Source organism: Sphaerisporangium dianthi (assembly GCF_042654065.1).
Lineage (GTDB): Bacteria > Actinomycetota > Actinomycetes > Streptosporangiales > Streptosporangiaceae > Sphaerisporangium > Sphaerisporangium dianthi.
Window position 1 is genome coordinate 38,223 of record NZ_JBHSFP010000003.1, and the last position, 26,569, is coordinate 64,791.

Here is a 26,569-nt window from a genome sequence, read left to right on the forward strand (position 1 = left end):
CTCCCCCCACTCCGAAGGATTGTGATGTCCGCGTTCACCTGGACGCGCGCGCGCCTGCGCGTCGTCCTGTACGCCACCACGCTGGGGCTCGCCGCCAGTGTCGTGGCGGGCCCGCTCGCGTCGTACGCGACGGCCGCCATCGACCCGCCGGAGGCCACCGTCAGCGGCGTCGTTTACGTCGACGCCAACGGCGACGGCCGGCGCGACCCCGGCGAGGCCGGCCTGGCCGGCGTGCGCGTCTCCGACGGCAAGGTCGCCACCACGACCGCCGCCGGCGGCTCCTACTCGCTGACGATCTCCACCGACCGCCGCAAGACGGACATCGTGTGGGCCGGTCAGCCTCGGGGCTACCGGTTCGGCCTGGACCAGTACAAGGAGCCGAGGTTCTGGGCCGACCTCGGCCGGCTCGCCGACGACGCCACACCTACCGCGGACTTCGCGCTCGTCCGTGACGACCTCTCCGACGGCGACACCTTCTCCTTCGCCAACATCGCCGACCCGCACGTGAACGCACAGCTGCCCGACCAGATCCGCGAGATCAACTCCACGGGCACCGACCTGCGCTTCATCGCGGTCAGCGGCGACCTCACCAACGACGCCAGCCAGGGGCAGTTCGACACCTATCGTCGCGGCACCCAGCAGTCGGCCGTCGGCGTGTGGCCGGCCGTCGGCAACCACGAGTACGCGAGCGGGTCGGCGTACGAGGACAAGATCGAGAACTACCGCAAGAACGTCGGCCCGGAGTGGTACTCGTTCAACTACGGCAACCGGCACTTCGTGGTGCTCGAGAACAACGGCTCGGCGCCGTTCGACGAGGAGCTGAACTGGCTCAAGGACGACCTCGCCGCGAGCGTTCCGCTCGACCGCGACCCCGCCGACGACATCGAGGTCGTCGTCCTCACCCACCAGCCGATGAACGTCCCGTTCGGCTCGCCCTCGACGTACGACGCCTTCGGTGACGTGCTCGAGCACTACAAGGCGCAGCTGATCCTGGTCGGCCACGAGCACTCCAACCACGTCGAGAACCACTCGGCGTTCGCCTCGACCGCCAAGCACATCCAGACCGTGTCGAGCTCCTACACGATCGACAACGCGCCGCGCGGCTTCCGCTACATCCATATGGCGGGCCCGGGCTTCGACAACCCGTTCCGGATGTACGGCGAGAACGAGCACCTCACCATCGTCAGCCCCGCGCCGGGCTCGAAGGTGCCGGCCGCGAAGTTCCCGGGCGTCCAGGTCAACGCCTACGACACCGGCGACGAGGTCGTCTCGGCGCGCTACCGGATCGCCGGCGACAAGAAGTGGACGCCACTGCGCCACAGCGGCGAGTTCACCTGGCAGGGCGACCTGCCCGGCCGACTGCGGAGGGCCGGTGAGCACGGCATCGACGTGGAAGTGGTCGACGCCGCGGGCAAGACCTGGACCAGGTCGGCGGACTTCACCCTCACCCGCGGCCCGGCGCTCAAACCGGTCGCCGGCGGCGACTGGAAGCAGCACCACGGCGACGAGGCCCACTCCGGTGTCGCGCCCGCGCAGGAGGCCGGCCGCCGCCTGGCCTGGAGCTTCCGCACCGACGGCACCTTCCTCACCGGGTCGCCGGTCATCCACGACGGCGTCGTCTACGCGGGCACCCGCGACGAGAACGGCGACGGCAACAGCCGGGTCCACGCCGTCAGACTCAAGGACGGCAAGGAGCTGTGGAACTTCACGGTGCCGCAGTCGATCCACGGCAGCCTGGCCTACGGCGACGGCCTGATCTTCGCGCCGACCCTCGGCTCGGAGCTCTACGCCGTGGACGCGGCGACCGGGAAGCTGCGCTGGAAGGCCGTCCCCGAGAAGGCGCCGGCCCCGAACAACCAGCGCACCTACGGCTACTACTCGCCGGCCGTCTCGGGCCACACCGTGCTCTGGCCCTATCTGACCCGCTTCGGCATCGGCAGCCAGGGCGTCCTGAAGGCGCTCGACACCCGCACCGGCGCGCAGATCTGGGCCTCCCCGATGTCCGGCGCGACCATGAGCGACGGCACGCCCGCCGTCATGGACGGCACCGTGTACGTCGGCAACGAGACCGCCGACCGCGTGCTCGCCTACGACCTGGCCACCGGCGCCCGCAAGTGGACCGGAGCCGAGTCCCTCGGCAGCTGGCAGGACGGCGTGCCGACCGCGGCCGAGGGCAAGGTCTTCATCGGCGCCAACAACGGCATCGCCGCCCGTGACGCCAGGACCGGCGCGACGCTGTGGACCTACCTGAGCTCCCGTTCCTCTCTCGTCTCGAGTGGCTCGACCCCGAGCGCCGCGGCCGTCAAGGACGGCGTGGTCTACATGGGCTTCCCGAGCGGCGCCGTCGTCGCCCTCGACGCCGAGACCGGCAACGTCTTCTGGGAACGGGTGCTGCCCGGTGACATCTACCACGGCGGCGTCATGTCCAGCCCGGTCGTGGCCGGCGGCACGCTCTTCGTCGGCGCCAACAACGGCAGGTTCTACGCCCTGGCCACCGACACCGGCCAGATCCTGTGGAGCCACGAGATCGGCACCTGGGTGGGCGCCGGCCCGGCCGTCAGCGGCAACACCGTCGTGACGGGCGCCTGGGACGGCAACCTCTACGCCTATGTGCCGGGAGGCGAGTCCGCGCCGCGCTGGGCGACGGTGACCGGCACGGTCAGCGACCGGGAGACGGGCGCTCCGATCGCCGGCGCGAAGATCACCGCCGTCGCCGCCGGTCAGGACACCGCGGTGACCAGCACCGACGCCAAGGGCCGCTACCGGATCGGCCTGCAGGCGGCGACCTGGACCGTCACGGCGGCCAAGCGCGGCCTGATCGCCGACGACCGCTCGGCGGCCGGCGTCACGGTCGGCGCCACCGGCGACGCGAAGGCCGACCTCAAGCTGGTCAAGGTGGCCCATCCGGTCGCCGGCAGGTCGACGTACGCGCCGGACTACGGCAACGGCAGCACGCGCACGGACGTCGTCACGGGCACGGAGTACTACTACCTGGCCAACGACAGGATCCGGGCGTCCGTGACGCCGTACGCCGGCGGCAACAACGGCGCCGGCGGTCTGGGCCAGGGCGCGCTGTCGGACCTCATGCTCAACGACGCGGCCGGCGCCGAGACCCTCGACTGGGGCGAGATGCTGCTGCGCCCGAGCCTCACGCCGCCCGACTCGTGGGACCGGCCGAACGACCAGCTCGACCTGCCCGACCTCGCCGTCGACGGCGCCGCCGTGGTCGGCAACGGCCAGTACCGGGCGGATCCGGCCATCAAGGCGCAGGTCCGCTACGAGACCCTGCCCGACGCTCCGATCGTGAAGATGACGGTCAAGCTGACCAACACCGGCACCACGGGCTACCAGGGGTACTTCAACTACATGATCGACCCCGACAGCTCGGTCGACAACGGCCGGATCCCGGGGTTCGGCGGCGTCAACCCGGGCCTGAAGACCTCGGGCTGGACCGGGAACTTCGTCTACGTCGGCGCCGACACGGCCACCACGAACGGCCAGGCCGCCCACGGTCTCGCGTGGGCGGCGGACATGCCGGCCGCGGTCGGCGCGTACGGCTACGTCGAGGGTCTCTACTACGACGCCACGATGGCGCCCGGTGCGAGCCGGCAGTTCAGCTTCTACCACCTGACCGACTACGCGACCGCCGGTGGCGACCCCACCCGCACCATCGCCAAGTGGGCCGACGAGATCGACCTGCGGGACGCGGCCGTCCCGGACGCCGCTCGCGCGGCCGGCACGGTCACCGCGGGCGGCGCCGCCGTCTCCGGCGCCCGGGTCGCCCTCGAGCAGGCCGGCACGGTGGTCGCGGTCACGAGCACCGACGCCCAGGGCAAGTACCTCCTCAAGGCCCCGGCCGGCCGGTACGACGTCCGGGTGTCGACGCTGGGCTACCAGACGGCCGCCGGCACGGTCACCGTGCCGGCGGCGGGCAGCGGCGTCGCCGACGTCGCGCTGAGCCCGGTCACGGTCGAGGCGAGCTACGGCAAGCGGATCGGCTCGGGTCTGGTCGAGGCGGGCCCCGGCGACGTCATGCTCGAGAACGACAAGTTCTCGATGGCGATCGCCGACGCCTACGACGACGCGCAGCTCTCCGGCGGCACCCGCGGCAAGCCGGTCGACATCGCCGTCCGCGGCAGGGCCGACCAGTTCGACTGGATCAACCTGCCCTACGTCTCGGCGACCCAGCCGACCGGCGGCAGCGCGTGGGACGTCCGGTCGGTGGCGGCGACCAGCGTCCAGATCGTCCAGGCGACCGGCGACAAGGCCGTCGTGCGGGTGTCCGGGCCGGTCAAAGGCTTCACGGGTCTGACGGCGACGACGACGTACACGCTGAAGCGGGGCGACGACTTCGCCACGGTCTCGACGGAGCTGAGCAACTCGGGCTCGGCTCCGCTCAGCGTGTGGACCGGTGACGCGATGGACCACGACGAGGCCGGCCAGGCCAGTGTCATCCCGGGCGCCGGCATCGTGACGCCGGGTACGGCGGCGGCGTACGTCCCGGCCAAGCCGTACATCGGCATGACCGGCACCGACCCGCAGGTCTTCGGTCTCGTCTACGGCACGCGGGCCGGCGCCTTCGACGTCTACTCCGCCGGCAACTGGGTGATGAGCCGGTTCAACGTCGAGGTGCCGGCGGGCGGCTCCTCCACCCTCACCCGCAAGCTCGTCGTCACCCCCGGCACTGACGCGGTGGGCATCCTCGACGGCGTCGCCGCGCCGTAACGCACATCCACCCCAGCGCACGGGGCCGGCCCGGAATCCGACCTGGGCCGGCCCCGTGGTCGCTCGCCGTGGGGGAATCCCTGATCCTCGATCCGCTTCGCCCGCCACCTCCCGGGCCGTTGATCCGGTCCCGGGGGGTGTCGCGCGCGGTCCGCTTCACCTACCGTTCTCCTTCGAGTGCGAGGGTGCGCCGCGCGGGCGGCACCGGCAGCGGCAAGGAGGGGATCGCGTGACCGATTCCGGTACGGGCTCCATCCCAGGGCGGACTCCCGCGTGGCGGTACGCCATCGGCATGTTCGGCACCTCGATCCCGATCAGCATGATCAAGGGGTCGATGATCCTCTACTACGTCGACATCCTGGGGCTCGACGTCCGCGCGTACGGTGTGGTCATGGTGATCTACGCGGTCATCGACGCCGTCGACAACCCGCTGCTCGGTCACCTGTCGGACCGCACGCGAAGCCGGTTCGGCCGGCGCCGGCCGTGGTTGCTCGTCGGCGCGCCGATGCTCGTGGCCTGCATGATCGCGTTCTTCTCCGCGCCGGCCTCACTGCGAGGAGCCGGCCTCGTGCTCTGGTTCGCGGTGTTCGCGATCCTGTGCGAGGCCTTCGACTCGATGCTCAACGCGAACTACGGCGCCCTGCTCCCCGAGCTGTATCCCAAGGAACGCGATCGCGCCGTCGCCAACGGTCTGCGCCAGGGCTTCCAGCTCCTGGCTCTGGTGATCTCGCTCGCGGTCACCCCGCTGCTGACGACGGAGGTGTTCGGCACCGAGGAATCCACCGAGGGCTTCCGGACCACGGCGGTCATCTACGGCGTGGTCGCGCTCGCCGTGATCGTGTTCATGGCGCTCGGCGCGCGGGAGAACCCCCGCTACTCCACGCGTGAGCAGCCGCTGCTGCTGCGCAGCCTGTGGTCCATCGTGCGCAATCCGATGTTCTGGACGGTGGGGCTCACCGGCGCCTGCTACGGGATCGCCATGGCCCTCGTGTTGTCGGGCGTCCAGCTGTACGTGCGGTATTCGCTCGGGCTCCCGGTCGGGAACGCCCTGTTCCTCCAGGGCGTCGTCATTCTCGTCTCGGCCGGCGGCCTCGCGGTGTGGACGCGCGTCGTCGCACGCCGCGGCGCCCTGTGGACCTGGCGGCTCGCCTTCGCGGTCCTCGCCGCCGGCTTCGCGGCCCTGTTCTTCGCCACCGGCCTGGTCACGGCGATCGCCGCGGGGATGCTCGTCGGGGCCGGATGGTCGGGAATGCTGGCCACGAACGACCTCATCGTCGCGCGCGTGCTGGACGCCGACGCCACGCGCAACGGAGAGCATCGCGAAGGGCTGTTCCTGTCCGCTTTCGGGTTCTTCGCCCGGCTCAACGGGATCGTGACGGGGCTCGCCCTCACATCGCTGGGCGTGTTCTTCGGCTACAACTCCGGCGACGATCCGGGCACCAGCACCGGGCTCGCGTTCCGGGTGTACCTGTGCGTGTACCCGTTCGCGCTGACGGTGGCCGGCGCGGTCGCGGCGCGGTTCATCTCGGTTCCGATCGAGCCGCCGCCCACGGCGGCCGAGCCGGTGGAGCCGCCGCCCGCCGGTCCCGCGGACGAGTCCGCCGTGGAGGGGCCCCGATGACCCGCCGCGTCGTGATCACGGCGGACGACCTCGGCCGTGAGCAGGGGACGACGGAGGTCGTCGTCGCGCTGCTCGCCGAGGGGCGTGTCAGCGCGACGACGCTCATCCCCGTCTCGCCCGCCGCCGAGCAGGCCGCGAGCCGGGTCCGCGGGCTCGGCTTCGTGCCGCGGCTGCACGTGACGCTCACGAGCGAGCGCGGGCTCCCGCGCTGGCGGCCGCTCGACGGCGCGGCGAGCCTCGTCGGCCCGGACGGGACGCTCAGTGACGATCCGTTCGTCCTCGGAGCCCGCGGCGAGGCCGGCGACGTCATGCGAGAGGCGGAGGCGCAACTGCGGTGGATGCGCGAACAGGACCTCACGCCCGAGGCGGCCGACTCCCACGCCGGCACCCTCTACGGCCTGCACGGCCGATCGTGGCTCACCCGGACGCTCCAGTGGTGTGCGGGCCACGGCCTCGCCTTCCGGCTGCCCCGCGACCCGGAGCCCTACGTCGGCGCGCCGCTCCCGCCGCCGCTCGCGGCCGCGCACGAGCGCGCCGTCGCCCTCGCCGACGCGCTCGGCGTGTCCATCCCGCAGACGATCGCGACCAACCGGCGCACGGCACACGAGCTCGGCGCGTACGAGCGGCTACGGGAGGACTACCTCCGCCGGCTCGCGGCCCTCCCTGAGGGCACGAGCGAGTTGTTCCTGCACCCGTCCAGGCAGGACGCGGTCACCGGGCCGGACGGCGTCGTGCGGGCCTGGGAGGCGCGGCTGCTGCGCGATCCGGTGTGGCACCGGGCCCTGGAGAGCGAGGGCGTCGAGGTCGTCGGGGGCTGGTGGACGTGACCCGGGAGCCGCCCGGGGGCCGATCCGCGGACCACCGGCCACGAGCCCGCGCTCAGGGCTTCGGCCCCGGCCCGGCGTCGTGGACGATCAGGGCCAGCTGAACCCGGTTGTCCAGGCCCGCCTTGGTGAGGATGCGGGAGATGTACCCCTTCACGGTGCCCACGCTCATGTGCAGCTCACCGGCGATCACCGCGTTCGGCTTCCCCTGGCCGACCGCGAGCGCCACCTCGCGCTCCCGTGCGCTCAGCCGTGCCAGCACCTGACGGGCGTCGGCACGCCGCCGGCTCTCCTCCTCGGGCACGAGGTGGGCGATCAGCTTGCGCGTGACGCCGGGCGACAGGACCGGCTCGCCCGCCACGACCTTCCGCACGGCGTCCACGATGCCCTCCGGCGGGGTGTCCTTGAGCAGGAACCCGCTCGCTCCCGACCGCAGCGCCCTGAACACCAGCTCGTCGGCGTCGAACGTGGTGAGCACCACCACCTCGGGCGCTCCCGCCTTCGCCCGCAGCCGCCGGGTCGCCTCGATGCCGTCGAGGCCGTTCATCCGGATGTCCATGAGCACCACGTCCGGCCTGTGCTCGGCCACGGCGCTCTCCACCTCGCCGCCGTCGGCCACCGCGCCGACGATGCGCAGGCTCGGGGCGCCTTCGAGCATCAACGTCAGACCGGCGCGCACGAGGGCGTCGTCGTCCACGATCAGCACCCGAATCGGCGCGCTCTCGTCGGCTCTCACCCGCGCCATGCTAGTCACGCCCTCACCGCGGCCACGGCAGCCGGCCTGCCAGCCGGAAGGCGCCGTCCGCCGTCTCGCCCCATTCCAGCCGGCCGCCGGCCAGCGACGCCCGTTCCGCCAGCCCGGCCAGGCCCGCTCCCGCCCCGGTCCCCGCGAGGGCGGACGGCCCGCCGTGAAGAGGGTTGCGCACCTCGACCACCAGCTCGACCCCCCTCGCGCCCGACACGAGCACGGTGACGGGCCGCCCGGGCGCGTGCTTGCGCGCGTTCGTGAGCCCCTCCTGCACGATCCTGTACGCGGCGCGGCCCGCCGCGTCCGGCGCCTCGGACAGGCGCACCCCGTGATCGCGCAGGTCTACCCGCATCCCGGCCCGCCGTGACTCCTCGACGAGCGCCCCGAGATCCACCCCACCGCCGGGCGGCGGCCCGGTGCTCGATGGCGGCGGTGGCGCCGGATCGCGCAGGACCGAGACGACGGTGCGCAGTTCCTCCAGCGCCAGGCGCGCGCTCGACCGGATCACCCCGGCGGCCTCCGCGACCCGGCCCGGTGTCGCGTCGACGTTGAACTCGAGCGCCCCCGCGTGCACCACCAGCAGCGACAACCGGTGAGCGAGCACGTCGTGCATCTCCCTGGCGATCTCGAGCCGTTCGGCGCGGCGGGCCTCCTCGGCGCGCAGCCGCTGGTCGGCCTCCGCCCGGTGAGCCCGCTCGGTCAGCGACAGCACCAGCTCCCTGCGGGTGCGCGCCAGCATCCCCCACACGGTCACCGCCACCCCGAACAGCACCCCGACCAGCGCCCACACCGGATAGGGCGCGAGCCCGGGCGGCCGCAACGCGAACCGCGCCAGCGTCGCCCCCACCCCCGCCGCCCCCACCGCGATCGCCACGCGCGGCCGCCGGTGCAGGGCCGCGATCAGCGCGGCGATGCCCGCCGCCACCGATGCGGAAGCGGCGGGCACCGACAGCGCGATCACGCCCAGCCCCGCGGAGACGGGCCACCTCCGGCACAGCCACACCCCGGCGCAGGCCGCCGCGCCACCCACCAGGTCGGCGGCCAGGTGCCGGCCCGGAGCGCCCGCCAGATCCCCCCAGACCACGGCCACCGCCGCGGCGAGCGCGGGCACGAAGCCGCCCAGGTCCACGACCCGGCCGCCTCGCGACCAGATCCAGCCGATCCGCGCCTCATCCGCGCTGGTCAGGGACATAACCGCCGATCGTAGCCCGCCCCGGGGCCCCACGTGGGCAACCGAGGTCACCCGTGGACCACGACCAAAGTCACCGGCGGAGGCGTCCGGAGCGCCGGGCGCAAGCGACTCCGGCTGCGACGATCCGGACGTCCGCAGGCAGAGAGGGGTTCCCGCCGTCCGGCACGCTGGCCCCCATGAACGCACCAGGCCCGCCGAAGGGCGGCCGACGCGCCGCGTCGCTCCTCGCGGTGATCACCCCGGCCATCGCCGAGCTCACGCTGGGCAACCCGCCGCTCAGCCGGATCTGGCTGATGCTCCTGTGGATCCCGATCTACGGCGCCGGCACGGTGCTGATCCGGGAGCTGGTGCGACGGCGCCGCAGGGGCGCTTCGTCGATCCTGCTGCTCGGACTGGCGTACGGCATCGTCGAGGAGGGGCTCGTACTGCAGGCGCTCACCAGCCCCACCATGTACGGGGCGGCCGGTTGGGCGCCGAGATTCCTCGGGCTGAACAGCGCCTATGCCGAGCTCAACCTGGTCTACCACGCCGTGTTCAGCGTGGCGCTGCCGATCCTGCTGACCGACCTGGCGTTCCCGTCCCTGCGCGACCGGCCGTATCTGGGACGGACGGGGGTCGTGGCGGCCGCGGTCGTGTTCGTGCTGGGCGGGCTGCTCCTGCGGGTGACCGTGGCGACCTCCGTCGATCCCGGCTACCAGGCGCCGCTCGCGGTGCCGGCGGGGTGCGCGGCCGCCGTGGCGCTGCTGGCGGTGGTGGCCTTGCGCGTACTCCCGCCCACCGGGTCCGGTGCGCCCATCGCCCGCGCGAGGTCCGGTACGCCCGCGGCGGTACCTCGGCTCTGGGTGGCAGGAGGGTTCGGGGCGGCGGCGGGGTTCGGCTATCTGGCGCTGCTGTTCCCGTTCGGCGGAGCCGTTCAGCCCGCCTTCACCCACGGCGGCTGGGTGGCGGCGCCGATGCTGGGAGGAGCTGTGGTCGCGGTGCTGGCCTGGTGGCTGACACGCCGCTGGACGGCGAGCCGCGGGTGGACGGACCGGCACAGCCTCTGCCTGGCCGGCGGGGCTCTGGTGGGGCACACCGCTTTCGGGGTGGTGGCCAACGCCGCCACCCTCGCCGACGAACTCGAGCTGTCCGCTCTGGGGCTGGTCATGGTCGGTCTGACAGGGCTGCTCGGCCGCCGGCTCCGGGCACCGATGCCGGGGAGATGACCCGGAAATTCCTTCCGCCGGATGTCGAGAACGTCGCCACGGCTCCGACCCACGGTGAAAGCAAGTATGAGCGGGGGCCGGACATGCGACGGCGAAGAGAACAGGAACCGCACATGCGTAAGATCATCTTCTGGGTGCACACGTCGATCGACGGGCACATCGACGGCCCGGACGGCGAGTTCGACTGGCCCGTGATGGGCGAGGAACTGTCGGCGTACTCCGAGGCGCTGAGCGACCGTTCCGACACCTTCCTGTACGGGCGCGGCGTCTGGGAGGGCATGGCGGCCTTCTGGCCGGACGCCGAGTCGATGTCGGACCACCCGCACGTCCTGGCGTTCGCTCCTCGCTGGCGCCGCACGCCGAAGATCGTGTTCTCGAGGACCCTGAAGGAGACCGGCTGGGCCACGCGGGTCATCGGCGACGACCTCGCCGGTCAGGTCGCCGAGCTCAAGCGGCAGGACGGCAAGGACCTGCTGCTCACCGGCGGCTCCAGCCTGGCCGCCGCGCTCACCGGCCACGGCCTGATCGACGAGTACCACATCGCGGTGCACCCGGTCGTGCTGGGCGGTGGCCGGCCGCTGTTCGCCCCGCGCGACAAGCGGCTCGGCCTGCGGCTGACCGGGTCGCGCACCTGCGATTCGCAGGTGGTGGTGATGCGGTACGACCGTGTCCGGCACTCGGACCGGTGATCCGCGCCCCGGTCCCATGGAGGCGTCGCCGGGCCCGCCGTCAGGTGCGGGGCTCCCGGGTCTGCGGGACGATCAGGCCCGTCTCGTAGGCGAGGATGACGGCCTGCGTCCGGTCACGCAGCCCCAGTTTCGCCAGGATCCGGCTCACGTGCGTCTTCACGGTCTCCTCGGTGATCACGAGCCGGCCGGCGATCTCCGCGTTGGACAGGCCGCGTGCCATCAGCCGCAGGACCTGCGTCTCGCGCGCCGTGAGCGTGCCGAGTTCGGGGACGGGCGTGTCCCGCGCCTGCGGGCGGAGCCGGGCGAACTCGGCGATCAGGCGGCGGGTCACGTTCGGCGCGAGGAGCGCCTCCCCGCGCGCGACGACCCGCACCGCCTCGAAGAGGGTCTCGGCGGTGACGTCCTTGAGCAGGAAGCCGCTGGCGCCGGCGCAGAGCGCGTCGTAGACGTAGTGGTCCAGGTCGAACGTCGTCAGGATGAGGACCCGGGTGCTCCCCGGCTGCGCGCCGGTGAGCCGCCGGGTGGCGGTGATGCCGTCCATGCCGGGCATGCGCACGTCCATCAGCACGACGTCCGGGCACAGGTCCGAGCAGAGCTCAAGCGCCTGCGCCCCGTCGGCCGCGGTGCCTGCCACCGTGAAGTCGGGCTGGGTGTCCAGCAGCGCGGCGAAGCCGGTGCGGACCACAAGATGATCGTCGGCGACGACGATCCGGATGTTCGGCGGCGAACCGGTCACCGGACGCCCTCCGTCTCGACGTGCCCTGTGTCCAGAGTGCCGGCCGGGGCCCGGCCCGGCATGGCCGGCAGGACGGCCTCGATCAGGAAACCGCCGTCCGGCGCGAGGCCGGAGCTCAGCGCGCCGCCGACCGCGGCGGCGCGCTCGCGCATCCCCGGCAGCCCGTGCCCGCCGCTGGACGACGCCCCGGGCGGCCCTGGCCCGTTGTCGCGGACCCGCAGGCGCAGCGCCTCGTCGGTGTAGACCAGTTCGACGTCGACCGCGGCGCCGGGCGCGTGCCGCCGCGCGTTGGTGAGGGCTTCCTGGACGATGCGGAAGGCGGCCAGTTCGACGCCGGAGTCAAGGGTCACGGGCCGGCCCCGCATGATCAGTCTCGTGCCGGCGCCGCCGGTGTTGCGGGCGTCGTAGAGCAGGTCGATGAGCTGCCCCAGGTCAGGCTGCGGGCGGCGGTCCTCGGCGTCCTCGATCTCGGTGTCCTCCCGCAGCACGCCGAGCAGCCGCCTCATCTCGGTCAGCGCGGCCCGCGCGGCGTCGCCGATCTCCGAAAGGCGCCGCGCCCCGGCGGCCGGCATGCCGGGAGTGGTCAGCCGGGCCGTCTCGGCCTGCACCGCGACCATGGAGATGTGGTGCGCGACGACGTCGTGCAGCTCGCGGGCGATGCGCGCCCGCTCGCCGCGGGCCGTGTGCTCCATCAGACGGCCCATGATCGCCTGCCGGGCCGCGCCGTGCCGTTCGGCGTCGACGTGGGCGCGCTGGGCGGACCCGGCCCAGGCCGCGACCGGCGTGAGCGAGGCCAGCACGACGGTGAGGACCTCGACCTCGCGCCCGGGAGCGCCGAACAGCGCCAGCAGGAGGAACACGACGGCCGCGGCCGGAGTGAGCAGCAGGGCGGCGCCGTGCCGCGGGCCCGCCCGGCCGAGCCGGTAGGAGACGATCAGGGCGGCGCAGAGACCCGCCACGGTCAGCGTGTGGAAGCCCGCCAGCGACAGGACCGCGACGGCGGAGACGCCCGCGGCGGCCACGGCGGGGGACAGGAAGGCCAGCGGCAGTGTGCCGGCCAGCCCGAGCAGGCTGAACACCAGGAGGTTCGACAGGCCCCAGCCGGAGACCGCGGCCCGCCAGATGGACTCGGCCGTCGCCGCGCCGCCGAGCAGCATGCCCGTCACGGCGGGAGGCTGTGGACCGGCCCCGATCTGCCGCCCCTCTCCCGCCGAGCCGCCACTGGTCAGGTCCATGCCCTCATTGTGCCTGCTCCAGCCGTTGGGCGGTCCCGTGATCATCGGCAGGGCCATCCCCGCCGCGGCCGGGGACGCAGGGGCGTGGAGGCGTGGAGGCGTAGAGGCGTTCGAGGAGTTCGAACGCCGAGATCACCTGCTTGCCGGCACCGCGGACGGCCGCGGGCGGTCGATCCGGCCGCCCGCGAGCTCCTTGGGAGGGACGTCCGCCGCCCCTTGAGAGGGACGTCCGCCGTCGCTCTCAGGAGGGACGGCGCGCGGGGAACGTCGCTCGTGACGGGGGCGGCGAAGATGGCTCCGCTCCGCGATGCCCGCCGCGGCCCACGTCCATAGCCTTGGATCCCATGGAAGCGACCATCGAAGTCTCCGGCCTGCGCAAGCGTTTCGGGCGCACCGTGGCCCTGGACGGGATGACGTTCAGCGTCCGGCCCGGCCTGGTCACCGGCTTCGTCGGGCCCAACGGGGCCGGGAAGTCCACGACGATGCGGGTGATCCTCGGGCTGGACGCGGCCGACGAGGGCGCCGCGCTGATCGGCGGGAAGCCGTACCGCGGCCTCCGGCACCCGCTGAGCCACGTGGGCTCGCTGCTGGACGCGGCCGCGCTCCATCCGGGCCGGAGCGCTCGCGGCCATCTGCTCTGGCTGGCCCACTCCCAGGGGATGGCCGCGCGGCGGGTGGACGAGGTGCTCGACCTGGTCGGCCTGACGTCGGCGGCCCGCCGCAAGGCCGGCGGCTACTCGCTGGGCATGCGGCAGCGGCTCGGGATCGCCGCGGCGCTGCTGGGCGACCCGGCGACGGTGATGCTCGACGAGCCGTTCAACGGCATGGACCCCGAAGGCATCGTCTGGATCCGCGGCTTCCTGCGGTCGCTGGCCGCCCAGGGCCGCGCCGTCCTGGTGTCCAGCCACCTGATGAGCGAGCTCCAGGACACCGCCGACCATCTGATCGCGGCCGGCCGCGGCAAGGTCATCGCCGACACCAGCGTGGCCGGCCTCATCGGGGCCGCGTCCGGGAACCGGGTCGCCGTGCGCACCGCCGCCCCGCAGGACACGATGCGGGTGCTCGCCGGGGCCGGCGCCACCGTGGCGGCCATCGGCCGGGACACCATCACCGTCTCCGGGTTCGCCCCCGACCGCGTCGTGGCCCTCCTGAACGGGGCCGCGGTGCCGTTCTCCGAGGTGTCGGCCCACCGGGCGAGCCTCGAGGAGGCCTACATGGAGCTCACCCGCGACGCGGTCGAGTTCCGCGCCCCGGCGTCCCCGGAGGTGACGCGGTGACCGCCACCCTGACCTCTCGCCCGCCAGGCCGCAGGACCGGGCGGGACGGCTTCCTCCAGCTGCTGCACGCCGAATGGACCAAGTTCAGGACGGTCACGGGCTGGGTCGGCGGCATGCTGGTCGCGGCGCTGCTGGTGGTGGCGGTCGCGCTGCTCGCCGGGCTCAGCAGTGACCAGGAGGGCGCACCGCCCGTCCCGATCGGCCCGGGTGGCCGGCCGGTCACCGACAGCTTCTACTTCGTGCACCGGACGCTCGCGGGGGACGGCGCCGTCACCGTCTCGGTGTCCGAGCTCCAGAGCCGCATCGCCAGTGGCCCCGGCGGCCCGCGGCCCGGGAGCGTGCCGTGGGCGAAGGCCGGGCTCATCGTCAAGGAGAGCATCCGCCAGGGATCACCCTACGCGGCGATCATGGTCACGAGCGGTCACGGCGTGCGGATGCAGGACGCCTACGTGCACGACACCGCGGGCCCCTCCGGCGCGGGCTCCGCCGGGTCCCCCCGCTGGCTGCGGCTGGAGCGCGCGGGCGACACGGTCACCGGTTACGCCTCCGCCGACGGCACGGACTGGACCAAGGTGGGCGCCACGCGGGTGAGCGGCCTCGGACGGACCGCGCAGGTCGGGATGTTCGTCGCGTCCCCGCCCGCCGTGGAGGGCCTGGGGACGGTCGGCACCGTCTCGACGGCCGTCTTCGATGACCCGCGCTTCGAGGGCGGCTGGACCGGTGGCGAGTGGGCCGGCGAGGCGGTGGGACAACACTCGCCCACCTTCTCCGGATACCCGGATGGCGGGACGGGGTCGGTCACCCAGTCCGGTGGCCGGTTGACCGTGACCGGCGCGGGCGACATCGCGCCCGCCGTCCGCGAGACCCTGCCGACCGGCGGCACCCTCCGTGACATCCTCACCGGCACGTTCGCCGCGCTGATCGCGGTGATCGTCGTGGGGGCGCTGTTCATCACCGCCGAGTACCGGGACAAGATGATCCACATCACCCTGGCAGCCAGTCCGAGGCGGAGCCGGGTGCTGGCGGCCAAGGCGATCGTGCTGGGAGCGGTGAGCTTCGCCGCCGGGCTGGTGGGGACGCTCCTCGCGGCCCCGATCGGCAGGAAGCTCGCCGGGGACAACGGCGTCTACATCTTCCCGGTGGACTTCCCGACCGGGCTGCGGGTGGCGCTCGGGACGGCGGCGCTGCTCGCGACCGCCTCGGTCCTGGCCCTGGCGGTCGGCGCCATCCTCCGGAGCGGCGCCGGCGCCGTCACCGCCGTCATCGTGGCGATCGTGCTGCCCCACATCCTGATCGCGGTCCCGTTCATGCCCGCGAGCGCGGCGAACTGGCTGGCCCGGGTGACGCCGGGGGCGGCCTTCGCCGTCCAGCAGACGCTCGTGGAGTACCCCCAGGTCGCGAGCCACTACACGCCCTACTACGGCTACTACCCGCTGGCGCCGTGGGCCGGGTTCGCCGTCCTGGCCGCCTACACGGCGGTGAGCCTGGCCGTGGCCGCCGTCCTGCTCGGCCGGAGGGACGCATGAGGCTCGCCCTGCACGCGGAGTGGACGAAGATGCGGACCGTCGCGGGCCCACTGTGGCTGCTGCTCGGGACCGTCGCGGCGATGGTGGCCGGGAGCGCCGGGGCGACGTCGGTGGTGAGCTGCGCCGCCGGCGGCTGCGGCGGCGACACGCCCAAGCTCGCCCTCATGGGCGTCCACCTCGGCCAGGCGCTGGTCGCCGTCCTCGCGGTGCTGACCATCAGCGGCGAGTACGGCTCGGGCATGATCCGCACCACCCTGGCGGCGGTGCCGCGGCGGGCGACCGTCTTCGCGGCCAAGGCCGTCACCCTCACCGGCGTCGTGGCCGTCGGCGGGACCGCCGCCGTCCTCGGGGCGGTGCTCGCCGGGCGGCTCGTCCTGCCCGACGTCGGCGACCGGGCCCTGTCCCTGACCGGCGGGCCGACGCTGCGGGCGGTCTTCGGGACGGTGCTCTACCTGATCCTGGTCGGCCTGCTGAGCCTCGGTGTCGCGACCGCCGTGCGGGACTCCGCCATCGGCATCGGCGCCGTCCTCGGCCTGCTGTACATCGTCCCGATCGTCGCCCAGACCATCGGCGACCCGGACTGGCAGCGCCTCCTTGCGAAGATCGCGCCGATGAGCGCCGGGCTCGCCATCCAGGCCACCACCGACCTGGGCGGCCTGCCCATCAGCCCCTGGGCCGGGCTCGGGGTGACCGCCGGGTGGGCCGCCGCCGCGCTGCTGGCCGGCGGCCTGCTGCTGCGGAGGCGCGACGCCTAGTCGCGCGGGCGCCCACCCGGCGTCCCGCTCATACGCTGTGGTCCTCGGGCTCGGCGTCGCGGACGACGCCGAGCGTCATGCGGTGGAACCCACCGTCGAGGACCGGGAGTGCGCCGTCAGGCTCGGGCCCACTTCTGGTTGGCGCCGCCGTGGCAGGTCCAGATGTGGACCTTGGCGCCGTTGGCGGTGCCGCTTCCGGAAACGTCCAGGCACTTGTTGGCCCCGACGGCGGTGATGCTGCCGTCGGTGTTCAAGCGCCACTTCTGGTTGTTCTGGCCGTTGCAGTCCCAGATGACGACACTGGCGCCGTCCGCTGTTCCCGCGCCGCTGACGTCCAGGCACTTGTTGCCGTAGACCCGCAGCTCACCCGCGCTGGTCGTGGTCCACCGCTGGTTGGCCTGTCCGTTGCAGTCCCAGATCTGCGCCTGCGCGCCGTTGGTCTGCGAGGCGCCGTTGACGTCCAGGCACCGTCCCGACCCCGCACCCTTGAGCGCGCTCGTCGCCGGCGGGTTGCCCGTGGGCGTGACCGTGGGTGTGGCCGTGGGCGTGACCGTGGGAGTCGGCGACGGCGACGGGTTGCCGCCTCCGAACTGCGTGAAGAAGCTCCACACCACCGGCCTGGTCCAGGAGTTCTCCCCGGGTTCGAAGTCACCGGACTTCCCGTCGGAGGGGTTCGGGGTGTGGCCCGCGTCGAACGCCGCCCATGCGACCGGATACCCGGCCCGGCACCCCGAGTAGTAGGTGACGATGTGCGTCAGGCTGCCCTGCGCCGGCTCCGGCGGGTTCTGGGCCGTGCAGCCGTTGTTCCTGACGAACCTGTCGCGCAGCGACCGGCCCGTCGAGATGTTGAGCACCGGGTCCCTGAGGCCGTGCAGCCCGATGTAGGCGACGGGCTCGGTCCCGCCACTGCACCCGCTGAGCTGTCCGCCGGAGTAGACCGCCACCGCGCGGAAGACCGTCGCCCGGTTGCACGCGAGCGAGTAGCTCATGCCGCCGCCGTAGCTGAAGCCCATGGCGAAGCGCTGGGAGGTCTCGACGCAGAGATCGGCCTCGATCCGCTTGATCATGTCATCGACGAAGGTGGTGTCCTCGCCGCCGGAGTTGGCCCAGCCGTTGTTGAGGCCCTGAGGCGCGACGAAGATCGAGGTGTTGTTCGACAACGCCCTGAGCCCGTAGTAGGACCAGGGATATCCGCTGGTTCCGCCCGAGTCGACGTCGTTGGCGGTGCCGCCGTTCCAGTGGAACCCGAAGATCAGCCGGTAGGGGGTGTTGTTGTTGTAGTTGTCGGGAATCCGCAGGATGAAGTTGCGATTCTTCCCGCTGGTCGTGATCGACTGCGAGCCGCTTCTCAGCGTCGGCGTCTTGCCGCATCCGGCGGTGGCCGCGAGAGCGCTCTGTCCGGTATGCGACGTGGGCGCACTGGCACCCAGCGCCATCTGCGCCGACGTGGTCAGGACGAGCACTGCCGCGGTCGCGATGGCGGTGAAGAGGGACCGATTCCTCAGCATCACGAAGTTCCCTTTGCGGTTGTCATGGTGGCACACGTAGATGGGGAAGCCATTTCCTCCACCTTTCCGGTGGTGAGGGCGTCAGCCGGTCGGAATTCCTGGCCTCCGACTCGGTGAACACCGGATCGACGCCGCGCGGCCGTGTCCTGCCGATCGATGCTCGACCGGCGACGCACGAGCCGCCCCGTCGAGTTGTGGAATGTTAGCGCTAACTCAACGCCGTGCCTTCGGGATCTCCTTGTCTCACGGGGGGCTGGAGGCGACGGTGCAGCGGAGCAAATATGATCGTGATGGGACCTGTCAAGGCCCGGCCCGCCCGGCGTCGCGGGCCATCGCGTGAGACGACCCGTCGCTGCGGCAGGTGGCCAGGGCGAGCGTCTCTGGTCACCCCTGGCGGGCCGTCCTGAAAGTTTCAGTGCCCGTGTCGAATCGATTCGTCCAAGGCCATGCGCCGAAAGCGACGCCGCGTGCGCCGCCATGGCGTGGTCGGCCTCGACCGTGCCTCAGGGGCGGCCGGCGCGCCACGGCGGGATCGATCGTCAGGCGGCGGTGATCCCGCCGTCGACGGCGAGCGCGGCTCCGGTGATGAAGCCGGTTTCGGCGCTCAGCAGGAACGCGGCGAACGCCGCGATCTCCTCCGGCCGGGCGATCCGCCCGAGCGGGTGCATCGCCGCGGCCGCGCGCAGGGACTCCTCCGGGGTCGGGCCCAGGTTGGCGCGCAGCAGCGGGGTGTCGACGCCGCCGGTGACCAGGGCGTTGATCCGGATGCCGGTCGCGGCCGTCTCGAGTGCCGCCGAGCGGGTGAGCCCGATGACGCCGTGCTTGGCGGCGCTGTAGGCGGCCATGCCCGCCGCTCCGACGACGCCGAGGTTGGAGGCGTTGTTCACGATGGAGCCGCCGCCGGCCGCGCGCAGCGCGGGGATCTGGTGCTTGAGGCTGTAGAAGACGCTGCTGAGGTTGAGCGCCAGTTCGGCGTGCCAGGCGTCGTCGTCGATGTCGGTCACCGGGCCGGTGGCGGTGGCGGCGCCGACGTTGTTGAACGCGCCGTCGAGCCGGCCGTACCGGCTCACCGCGTGCCGGACCAGATCGGCCACCTCCGCCTCCACCGTCACGTCGGCCGGTGCGAAGGTGACCTCGCCTCCGGCGGCGCGCAGCTCGGCGGCCAGCGCGTCGCCGGCCTTCTTGCCGCGCGCGGCCAGGACGAGCTTCGCGCCCTCGGCGGCGAGCCGCTCGGCGGTGGCGCGGCCCATGCCGGAGGTGGCTCCGGTGATCAGGATGACCTTGCCTGCGAAACGTGCGGACACGACTGCTCCTATGTCGGAATCGGTGAAGATCGGTGAAGATCGGTGAAGATCGGTGAAGATCGGTGACGTCAGAAGGTGAGCACGAGCCGGCCGCGCAGGCCGCCGGCCTCGAGCCGCCGGTGCGCCTCGGCCGCCTCGGCGGCGGGCAGGGCCGCCGCGACGCGCGGGGTGATCGCGCCCGACTCGGCGAGCCGGCGGATCTGGTGCAGCTTGTCCGTGCGTCCCGCGTAGTCGGGGACGAACGTCGTCCGCACCGAGACCCGGCCGCCGCCGTCGATCTCGTGGCCGCCGGGTTCGTCGCCGGTGCGGAAGCGGGCGTAGACGCCGCCGTCACGGAGGGCGCCGAGGAGGCCCGGCCCGGCCAGCGCCGCGTCGGCGACCGCGTCCACGCCGCCCGGATACCGGTCCAGGATGCGTGCGGCGACGTCGGATCCTCTGGCCACGACGTCGGCCGCGCCCAACCGGCGGACCAGGGCCTCGTCGGCGGGCGCGGCGTCGGCGAGCACGGTCAGCCCCGCGTGCCCGCCCATCTGGACCAGGTAGCCGCCGAGTGCCCCGGCGGCGCCGATCACGGCGAGGACCGAGCCGGGCGCGAGCGCGAGCAGGTCGAGCGTCAGCTGCGCGGTGAGCCCGTTCATCGGCAGCGTCGCGGCCGCCACGTGATCGGCGCCCGCCGGTGCGCTGACGACCCAGCCGGCCGGCAGCACCACGTACTCGGCGTAGCCGCCCGCGGCCTGGCCGACCGGATGCACCATCGCCATCACCGGCTCACCGAGGGACAGATCGGTCCGCGTCCCCGGGCCGATCTCGTCGATCACACCGGCGATGTCCATTCCGGGGACGTAGGGAGCCGGTATCCCGGCGAACGCCTGCGCGAGCCCGCCGGAGCGCAGCAGCGTGTCCGCCGGGTTCACCGCGGCCGCGTGGACCCGCACCCGGACCTCACCGGGCCCGGCATGTGGTTCCGGCAGCTCGACGAGCCGCAGCACGTCGGGTCCTCCGAACTCATAATGACCGACCGCTCGCATAGTCCCAGCTCCTTGATGGTTCTCGATGTATACCAGGTCCGACATCCGTACCCTGGCATCGATGCGGAGGACGCGGCAAGAAGGCACTTCGACGTGCGCAGGTATCCCCGGGAGAACCGTTCCCAGGTGGAGCCCGGTACCTGTCGTATACTGCGAACCGTGACGCATCCGCTCATGGAGGTGGACGGCGCCGGCCTGAGCGAGCAGGACCGGCGAGACCTGATCCGCGGCGTGCTCGAACGCATCGGCGACAAGTGGTCGGTGGTCGTCATCTGCCAGCTCGGCGACTCCACCCGGCGGTTCAACGAACTGCGCCGGATGAGCGAGCCGATCACCCAGCGCATGCTCAGCGCGACACTACGAGGGCTTGAGCGGGACGGCCTGGTGACGCGCACCGTCTTCGACACCAAACCCCCGCGGGTCGACTACGCGCTGACCCCGCGCGGGCACACGCTGCTCGAGATCGTCCGCACCCTGGCCGGATGGGCGGAGGACAACGCCGCCGGCATCCTGCACTCCAGAACGGCCTTCGACGCCCGCTGACCTCCGGGGAACCGGTCTCGGTGACCGTCTCTGGTCGTCCGCGACGATCCCCGGAGAGGGAAAAGGCCTCGAGCCTCAGAAATCGTTACGCATCGGGATCAGCGGGCGGGGGCCGGGGTGTCGTCGGGGGTCTCGGGGCGGCGGTGTCCGAGCGCGGTGCCGAGGGCCGCGCCGCCGACCGTGCCCACGGCCCAGAAGACGATCATGACGACGAGGAACTCCGGGCGCAGCACGTCGAGGACCGCCGCCTGCCAGGTCGGCGGCACCGCGTCGCCGGTGCTCAGGTAACCGGCCTGCCGGCGCATCCAGACCACCGCCTCGGGAAGGCCGACGGCGATCACCGCCACCAGGGCGGCGAACCCGGCCAGGGCTCCGGTGTGCAGCCCTGAGCCGAATGATCGGTCGCGCCAGGCGGCGGCGAGCGCGACCGCGAGCAGCAGGACGCTCGGGCCGGCGATCCAGAAGTCGAGCACGCCGCCCCGGTCGTGCGCCAGTGACCAGCGCGAAGCGGCGAACGACCCGCCCGCCACGACGACCGCCACCCCGGCGGCCTTTGCCCACGCGCCGTGCGCACGCCCGGACCGCAGCGCGGCCCACGCCCCGCTGAGGGCGAACCCGCGGCGCTCGGCCGGCGGGTCGATCGCCGCGAGCTCGGCCCGCAGCGCGGCGCCCCACGCGGACCGGCTCCCCGGCAGGTCCGCGACGGCCACGTCGATCACGAGTTGCCAGACGTCGCCTGCCGCGTGCCGGCGCCCCGCGGCCGTGGCGCGGGACCCGAGCGCGGCCCCGAGGACGGGCCACGGCAGGGCCCAGATCAGCGCGGCGAGGAAGACCTCGAACGGTCCGAGCAGCTCGCCGCGGCCGAGGATCACGACGGCGGGGAACGTGCCGGGCTCCGCCAGGTAGGCGGCGCGCAGCGGCAGGTGCGCGGACGCGGTGCCGGCGGCGACGGCGGCGAGCGTGAGCAGCCCGGCGACGGTTCCGGCCCCGAATCCGCGGGCGCGGGCCACGGCGGACGCGGCCACGCCGGCGAGCACGGCGCACACGACCGCCGCGAGCAGCCCGAGCGTCGCGGTCAGCAGCAGCACGTCGAAGCCCCAGCGCGGGCCGCCGGTCGCCGTGGCGAGATAGGAGCGCTCCAGGCCGGCGGTGAGCACTCCGGCGGCGACGGCGATCAGTCCCGGCCACAGCGGGCGCCGGGCGCCGTCCCGCAACGCGGCCCGGGCGCGGGCGGCGAGCGAGCCCGCACCGCCTCGGCGCACGGCGTCGCGCAACCGGATCGCGAGCACCACGATCGCGAGCAGGGGCGCCGGTGCGAGCACCACCACCAGGAGAACGAGGAAGACGAGCATCGAGGGCCTCCGAGACGGCAGGGGCGGGCCGGGATCGAGCGGTCGCGGTCAGGTGGTCCTGGGCGTCAGCCGGGCCGCGCCGGGGGTGCGCGCCCCTTCGCCGGCGGGCGCCGGCGCGACGGTGCGCGCGAGCTCGGCGCCCGCGGCGGTGAGCCGGTACAGGTGCCTGGCCGGCCGCCCGCGCGGCGGGTCGGTCTCCCAGGAGGTCTCCACCTGCCCGCGCTCGGTGAGGCGGATGAGGATCGGGTACACCGTGCCGGCCTTCAGGCCGAGGCTGCGGCACAGGTCGTAGCCGTGGCTCCAGTCCGCACCCGTCTCGGCGAGGGCGGTGAGCACGGCCGCGGTCTGCGGGGAGGGGCGTCGTGCGCGTACCATGACTCCAATATCTACCTAGGTAGACTTATTGCGCAAGTCCCGGCCGTGTCCTGTAACGACGTCATCGCGAGCGTGCGGGAGCCGGGAGGTCCGGCGCCGGCGAGCCTCTCGCCCGCCGCCGCGCCCCCGGCGATCCCGGTGATGTCCGAGCGCCTCCCGCGCGCCCCTTTCCGATTCCGGGGGCGCGCCGCCTGGACGTGGGCCCGCGGCCCTACTGCAGTCCGGCGCGGACGGAGGTGATGCGCTGGGTGTTGAAGCCGAGCCAGTGCATGCGGCCCAGGTAGCGCGCGTGCTCGACCTTCAGGCAGCGGTCCATGATCACTGTCGCACCGCCGTCCTCCGCGATGCGCGCGCCCTCCTCGTTGATCACGCCGAACTGGCACCACAGGGCGCCGGCGCCGATCGCCACGGTCTCGCGCGCGATCTGCGGCAGCGCGTCCGGCGCGCGGAAGACGTTCACGATGTCCACCGGCACGGTCACGTCCGTCAGGCTCGCGTAGCACGTCTCCCCGAGGATCCGCGTCTCGCGGGGATTCACGGGGATCACGCGGTAGCCGTGCCGCTTGAGGTAGTAGCCGACGAAGTGGCTGGCTCGCAGCTCGTTGCCCGACAGGCCCACGACCGCGATGGTCTTCGCGCCGTGGAGCACGCGCTGGATCGCGAACGGGTCCTGGTAGTGCCCGAGATCGGTCATGCTCGCTACCTCTTTCCCGCTGTCGCGGCGACGTGCGCGAAACTCTGCTCCAGGTCCCAGACCAGATCCTCGACGGACTCGGTGCCGACCGACAGCCGCACCGTCCCCGGCGCGATGCCGGCGGCCCGGAGTTCGTCGTCGCCCAGCTGACGGTGCGTCGTGCTGGCAGGGTGGATGATCAGGCTTTTGGCGTCGCCGACGTTCGCCAGGTGGGACCAGAGCGTCACGCCTCGAATGAGGTCCTGCCCGCCGGCCCGGCCGCCGGCGCAGTCGAAGGAGAACACCGCGCCGGCGCCGCGCGGCAGGTACTTCTCCACCAGCGGCCGGTATCTGCTCGACGGCAGGCCGGGGTGGGTGACGTTCTCCGCCAGCTCGTGCGACTCGAGGAACGCCGCGACCGCCCGCGCGTTCTCCACATGGCGTTCCATGCGCAGCGACAGCGTCTCGAGCCCTTGCAGGAACAAGAAGGCGTTGAGCGGCGCGAGCGCCGCGCCGAGATCGCGCAGGGTCTCGGCGCGGAGCTTCATCAGGTAGCCGTAGGTCCCGAAAGTCTCGTGGAACCGGAGGCCGTGGTAGGCCGGAGACGGATCGGCGACCACGGGGAACCGCCCGTTGGACCAGTCGAAGGTGCCGGCCTCGACGACGACGCCGCCGATGCTCGTGCCGTGACCGCCGATGAACTTGGTCGCCGAATGGATCACGATGTCGGCGCCCCATTCGATCGGGCGGCACAAATACGGCGTCGCGAACGTGTTGTCCACGATCAGCGGCAGCTCGTGCTCGTGCGCGATGGACGCCACGGTCTCGATGTCCAGAACGTTCCCGGCCGGGTTGCCGATCGTCTCGCCGAAGAAGGCCTTCGTGTTCGGGCGCACCGCCCGCCGCCACGCGTCGGGGTCATCGGGATCGACCCACGTCAGCTCGACGCTCATCTTGCGCAGCAGGTGCTTGAACTGGTTCACCGTCCCGCCGTAGAGCGCGGAGGACGACACGACGTGGTCGCCCGGCTCCAGCAGCGTGAAGAGCGCGGCCGTCTGCGCGGCGATGCCGCTGGCGAACGCCACCGCGCCGGCGCCGCCCTCCAGGTTCGCGACGCGCTCCTCGAACACCGCGACGGTCGGGTTCATGATGCGCGAGTAGGTGTTCCCGTACTCCTGGAGGTTGAAGTACGCCGCCGCCGACTCCGGGTCCTCGAACACGTAGCTGGTCGTCTGGAAGATCGGCACCGCACGGGCGCCGGTGTTCGGGTCGGGCCGTTGACCGGCGTGCAGTTGTCGTGTCTCGAATCCGAACGCGCGGGCCTGCTCCGCGCGGGGGAACTTGTCGGTCACCGGTGCCTCTTCCTCGAAACGTCATCCGCCGGCCAGGAACCGGCGGACGATGGGCGTCTGACGCGCTTCCTCGAGCAGGAAACAGTCGTGGCCGTACGGCGCGTCGATCACCCGCAGCTCGACCGGCTTGCCGAGCGCGCCGAGCGCGTCCGCGATCTCCTTGGACGCGGACGGCGGGTACAGCCAGTCGGAGCTGAACGCGATCAGCAGTGTCCGCGCCGAGACGGGTTCGAGTGCCCGCGCGAGCGATCCGCCGCCATGCTGCCGGGCGAGATCGAAATAGGTCAGCGCACGCGAGGTGAAGAGATACGTGTTGGCGTCGAAGCGCTTGACGAACGAGTCGGCCTGGTGGCGCAGGTAGCTTTCGACCTCGAACTCCGGTTCGGTGACCGTGTGGCGGATGTCGTCGGCGAACTGCAGTCGCCGGCCGAACTTGTCGTTCAGGGCCGGTGCGGACAGGTAGGTGATGTGGCCGACCATGCGCGCCACGCCCAGGCCGGCGTGGGGCGTGCGGCCTGTGCCGTGATAGTGGCCGCCCTGCCAGGCGGGGTCGCGCATGATGGCCTCGCGCGCGATCGCGTTCCAGGCCACGCCCTGCGGGTGCAGGGCGTGGGTGCTGGCGATGGCCACGATGGCGTCGACCTGGTCGGGGAACAGGACGGCCCACTGCAGCGCCTGCATCCCGCCGAGCGAGCCGCCGGCGACCGCCGCGAGCCGCTCGATGCCGAGGACGTCGAGGAACGCCCGCTCGGTGCGCACCATGTCCGCGACCGTGATGACGGGGAAGCCGGACCCGTACGGCTCGCCGGTCGCCGGGTCGATCGACGACGGCCCCGTCGTCCCGCGGCAGCCGCCGAGCAGGTTCGTGGAGATGACGAAGAAGCGGTCGGTGTCGAACGCCTTGCCGGGGCCGATCATCCCGTCCCACCAGCCGAGCCCCTTGCCGGCCGCGCCGTCGCGCTCCGCGGCCCCGAAGCCGTCGCGCGTGCCGCTCTCGGACGGCGTCTTCGACAGACCGGCCGCGTGGGCGTCGCCGCTGAGCGCATGGCACACCAAAATGACGTTGTCCCGCGCGGGCGAGAGGGTGCCGTAGGTCTCGTACGCCACCCGGATCGGATGCAGCGACCGCCCGCACTCCAGCGGCACCGGTTCGGGCAGATCGAGGTACCGCGTTTCGACTTCGCCGACCGAGCCGGCTGAGAGCGTCGAAGCTGACACCATGGGCTGGATCATACCTAGTCATGTTCCCACCGGCCAATGTATTGTCAAGAATCCCGATGGGAAATAGGGGAAAAGTGAAAGGGGTATCACGCGGCATGACCACGATCGACAACGGAGTCAACGTCCAAGCTCTGCTCGACGCGCGCGAGGCGCTGAAGGGCGCGCCCGAGGCCGCCCAGTTCACCTGGCGGGCGTCCTCCAAGTGGGAGAACGGCGTCCACAGCACGACGACGATCCAGAACTTCTTCGGCCTCGGGCAGGAGCAGAGCCACAAGCGCGAGACGGTGTTCACCGCCGACCACCCCGAGGTCTTCGCGGCGGAGGACAACGGCATCACGCCGATCGAGTACCTCCTCGTCGGCCTGGCGAGCTGCCTGACGGCCGGCGTGGCGTCCGTCGCGCAGAACCGCGGCATCCAGCTGCGCTCGGTCGAGTCGACCGTCGAAGGCGACCACGACATCCGCGGGATCCTCGGCGCCGACAGTGACGTGCGCAACGGCTTCAACGACATCAAGGTGACGTTCACCATCGACGCGGACGCCTCCAAGGAGGACATCGAAGCGCTGGTCGCCCAGTCGCAGAAGCGCTCCGCCGTGTTCGACGCCCTCACCAACCCCACGAACGTCACCGTCGAAGTCGCCTAGGGAGGCCGGGCCATCGAACGCACCACCACGGTCGTC

Annotated in this window: 22 protein-coding genes; 10 read left to right on the forward strand and 12 right to left on the reverse strand. The window is 72.6% G+C overall.

Annotated features, from left to right (window positions below):
• Window positions 1-24 precede the first annotated feature (24 nt).
• The 3 genes from ACFO60_RS06315 (at window position 25) to ACFO60_RS06325 (ending at window position 7,173) form a co-directional block, all read left to right on the forward strand.
• Window positions 25-4,725, forward strand: coding sequence for an outer membrane protein assembly factor BamB family protein (locus tag ACFO60_RS06315; protein ID WP_380838157.1), 4,701 nt, complete (start codon window positions 25-27; stop codon window positions 4,723-4,725).
• 229 nt (window positions 4,726-4,954) lie between these two features.
• Window positions 4,955-6,346: an MFS transporter gene (locus tag ACFO60_RS06320; protein WP_380838159.1), complete on the forward strand. Its 1,392-nt coding sequence runs from the start codon at window positions 4,955-4,957 to the stop codon at window positions 6,344-6,346.
• Window positions 6,343-7,173: a carbohydrate deacetylase gene (locus ACFO60_RS06325; RefSeq protein WP_380838161.1), complete on the forward strand. Its 831-nt coding sequence runs from the start codon at window positions 6,343-6,345 to the stop codon at window positions 7,171-7,173. Before ACFO60_RS06320 ends, ACFO60_RS06325 begins: the two co-directional genes overlap by 4 nt.
• Before the next feature lie 52 nt (window positions 7,174-7,225).
• On the opposite strand, the gene ACFO60_RS06330 is transcribed toward ACFO60_RS06325, so the two are convergent.
• Both ACFO60_RS06330 and ACFO60_RS06335 read right to left on the reverse strand, forming a co-directional pair.
• The gene (locus tag ACFO60_RS06330; RefSeq protein ID WP_380838162.1) at window positions 7,226-7,915 is read right to left on the reverse strand and encodes a response regulator; all 690 of its coding nucleotides are present in this window, start codon (window positions 7,913-7,915) and stop codon (window positions 7,226-7,228) included.
• 13 nt (window positions 7,916-7,928) lie between these two features.
• Entirely contained in the window at window positions 7,929-9,110 is a 1,182-nt protein-coding gene (locus tag ACFO60_RS06335; protein WP_380838164.1) for a sensor histidine kinase, read from the reverse strand.
• Window positions 9,111-9,286: 176 nt separating this feature from the next.
• On the opposite strand from ACFO60_RS06335, the gene ACFO60_RS06340 reads away from it, so the two are divergent.
• Window positions 9,287-10,315, forward strand: a complete 1,029-nt coding sequence (locus tag ACFO60_RS06340; RefSeq protein WP_380838166.1) for a hypothetical protein — start codon at window positions 9,287-9,289, stop codon at window positions 10,313-10,315.
• Between the two features lie 113 nt (window positions 10,316-10,428).
• Complete coding sequence (locus ACFO60_RS06345) at window positions 10,429-11,004, forward strand: dihydrofolate reductase family protein (RefSeq protein ID WP_380838168.1); 576 nt, start codon at window positions 10,429-10,431, stop codon at window positions 11,002-11,004.
• A gap of 40 nt (window positions 11,005-11,044) precedes the next feature.
• Here the strand turns inward: ACFO60_RS06345 and ACFO60_RS06350 are convergent, their stop codons facing one another.
• Window positions 11,045-11,740, reverse strand: coding sequence for a response regulator (locus ACFO60_RS06350; protein WP_380838170.1), 696 nt, complete (start codon window positions 11,738-11,740; stop codon window positions 11,045-11,047).
• Window positions 11,737-12,975, reverse strand: a complete 1,239-nt coding sequence (locus ACFO60_RS06355) for a sensor histidine kinase (RefSeq protein ID WP_380838172.1) — start codon at window positions 12,973-12,975, stop codon at window positions 11,737-11,739. Before ACFO60_RS06355 ends, ACFO60_RS06350 begins: the two co-directional genes overlap by 4 nt.
• 344 nt (window positions 12,976-13,319) lie before the next feature.
• Here ACFO60_RS06355 and ACFO60_RS06360 point away from each other — a divergent pair, with 344 nt between their 5' ends.
• From ACFO60_RS06360 to ACFO60_RS06370, 3 genes are read left to right on the forward strand one after another with little or no spacing between them, the layout of a single operon-like run.
• Entirely contained in the window at window positions 13,320-14,252 is a 933-nt protein-coding gene (locus ACFO60_RS06360; protein WP_380838173.1) for an ABC transporter ATP-binding protein, read from the forward strand.
• Window positions 14,249-15,778: an ABC transporter permease subunit gene (locus tag ACFO60_RS06365; protein WP_380838175.1), complete on the forward strand. Its 1,530-nt coding sequence runs from the start codon at window positions 14,249-14,251 to the stop codon at window positions 15,776-15,778. Before ACFO60_RS06360 ends, ACFO60_RS06365 begins: the two co-directional genes overlap by 4 nt.
• Window positions 15,775-16,533, forward strand: coding sequence for an ABC transporter permease (locus tag ACFO60_RS06370; RefSeq protein WP_380838177.1), 759 nt, complete (start codon window positions 15,775-15,777; stop codon window positions 16,531-16,533). The genes ACFO60_RS06365 and ACFO60_RS06370 overlap by 4 nt, the downstream gene beginning before the upstream one ends.
• A 116-nt stretch (window positions 16,534-16,649) precedes the next feature.
• On the opposite strand, the gene ACFO60_RS06375 is transcribed toward ACFO60_RS06370, so the two are convergent.
• The 3 genes from ACFO60_RS06375 to ACFO60_RS06385 all read right to left on the reverse strand — a co-directional run bounded on the left by ACFO60_RS06375 (window position 16,650) and on the right by ACFO60_RS06385 (window position 20,373).
• Entirely contained in the window at window positions 16,650-18,041 is a 1,392-nt protein-coding gene (locus tag ACFO60_RS06375) for a lectin (protein ID WP_380838178.1), read from the reverse strand.
• Between the two features lie 539 nt (window positions 18,042-18,580).
• Window positions 18,581-19,345: an SDR family NAD(P)-dependent oxidoreductase gene (locus ACFO60_RS06380; protein ID WP_380838180.1), complete on the reverse strand. Its 765-nt coding sequence runs from the start codon at window positions 19,343-19,345 to the stop codon at window positions 18,581-18,583.
• Window positions 19,346-19,413: 68 nt separating this feature from the next.
• Window positions 19,414-20,373, reverse strand: a complete 960-nt coding sequence (locus ACFO60_RS06385) for a quinone oxidoreductase family protein (protein ID WP_380838182.1) — start codon at window positions 20,371-20,373, stop codon at window positions 19,414-19,416.
• A 159-nt stretch (window positions 20,374-20,532) separates the two neighbouring features.
• Here ACFO60_RS06385 and ACFO60_RS06390 point away from each other — a divergent pair, with 159 nt between their 5' ends.
• The gene (locus ACFO60_RS06390; protein ID WP_380838183.1) at window positions 20,533-20,916 is read left to right on the forward strand and encodes a winged helix-turn-helix transcriptional regulator; all 384 of its coding nucleotides are present in this window, start codon (window positions 20,533-20,535) and stop codon (window positions 20,914-20,916) included.
• A gap of 98 nt (window positions 20,917-21,014) precedes the next feature.
• Here ACFO60_RS06390 and ACFO60_RS06395 read toward each other — a convergent pair whose 3' ends face one another.
• The 5 genes from ACFO60_RS06395 to metX all read right to left on the reverse strand — a co-directional run bounded on the left by ACFO60_RS06395 (window position 21,015) and on the right by metX (window position 25,889).
• Window positions 21,015-22,268 (reverse strand): hypothetical protein, encoded by a 1,254-nt coding sequence (locus ACFO60_RS06395; protein WP_380838185.1) that lies wholly within the window; start codon window positions 22,266-22,268, stop codon window positions 21,015-21,017.
• A gap of 48 nt (window positions 22,269-22,316) precedes the next feature.
• Window positions 22,317-22,643, reverse strand: a complete 327-nt coding sequence (locus ACFO60_RS06400) for a PadR family transcriptional regulator (protein WP_380838186.1) — start codon at window positions 22,641-22,643, stop codon at window positions 22,317-22,319.
• 211 nt (window positions 22,644-22,854) lie between these two features.
• On the reverse strand, window positions 22,855-23,337 hold the full coding sequence (locus ACFO60_RS06405) for a CoA-binding protein (protein ID WP_380838188.1): 483 nt from the start codon (window positions 23,335-23,337) through the stop codon (window positions 22,855-22,857).
• Between the two features lie 5 nt (window positions 23,338-23,342).
• Window positions 23,343-24,668, reverse strand: coding sequence for an O-acetylhomoserine aminocarboxypropyltransferase/cysteine synthase family protein (locus ACFO60_RS06410; RefSeq protein ID WP_380838190.1), 1,326 nt, complete (start codon window positions 24,666-24,668; stop codon window positions 23,343-23,345).
• A 21-nt stretch (window positions 24,669-24,689) separates the two neighbouring features.
• Window positions 24,690-25,889, reverse strand: coding sequence for a homoserine O-acetyltransferase MetX (gene metX / locus ACFO60_RS06415; RefSeq protein WP_380838192.1), 1,200 nt, complete (start codon window positions 25,887-25,889; stop codon window positions 24,690-24,692).
• Window positions 25,890-25,984: 95 nt separating this feature from the next.
• Here metX and ACFO60_RS06420 point away from each other — a divergent pair, with 95 nt between their 5' ends.
• Window positions 25,985-26,533, forward strand: coding sequence for an OsmC family protein (locus ACFO60_RS06420; protein ID WP_380838194.1), 549 nt, complete (start codon window positions 25,985-25,987; stop codon window positions 26,531-26,533).
• Window positions 26,534-26,569: the final 36 nt, after the last annotated feature.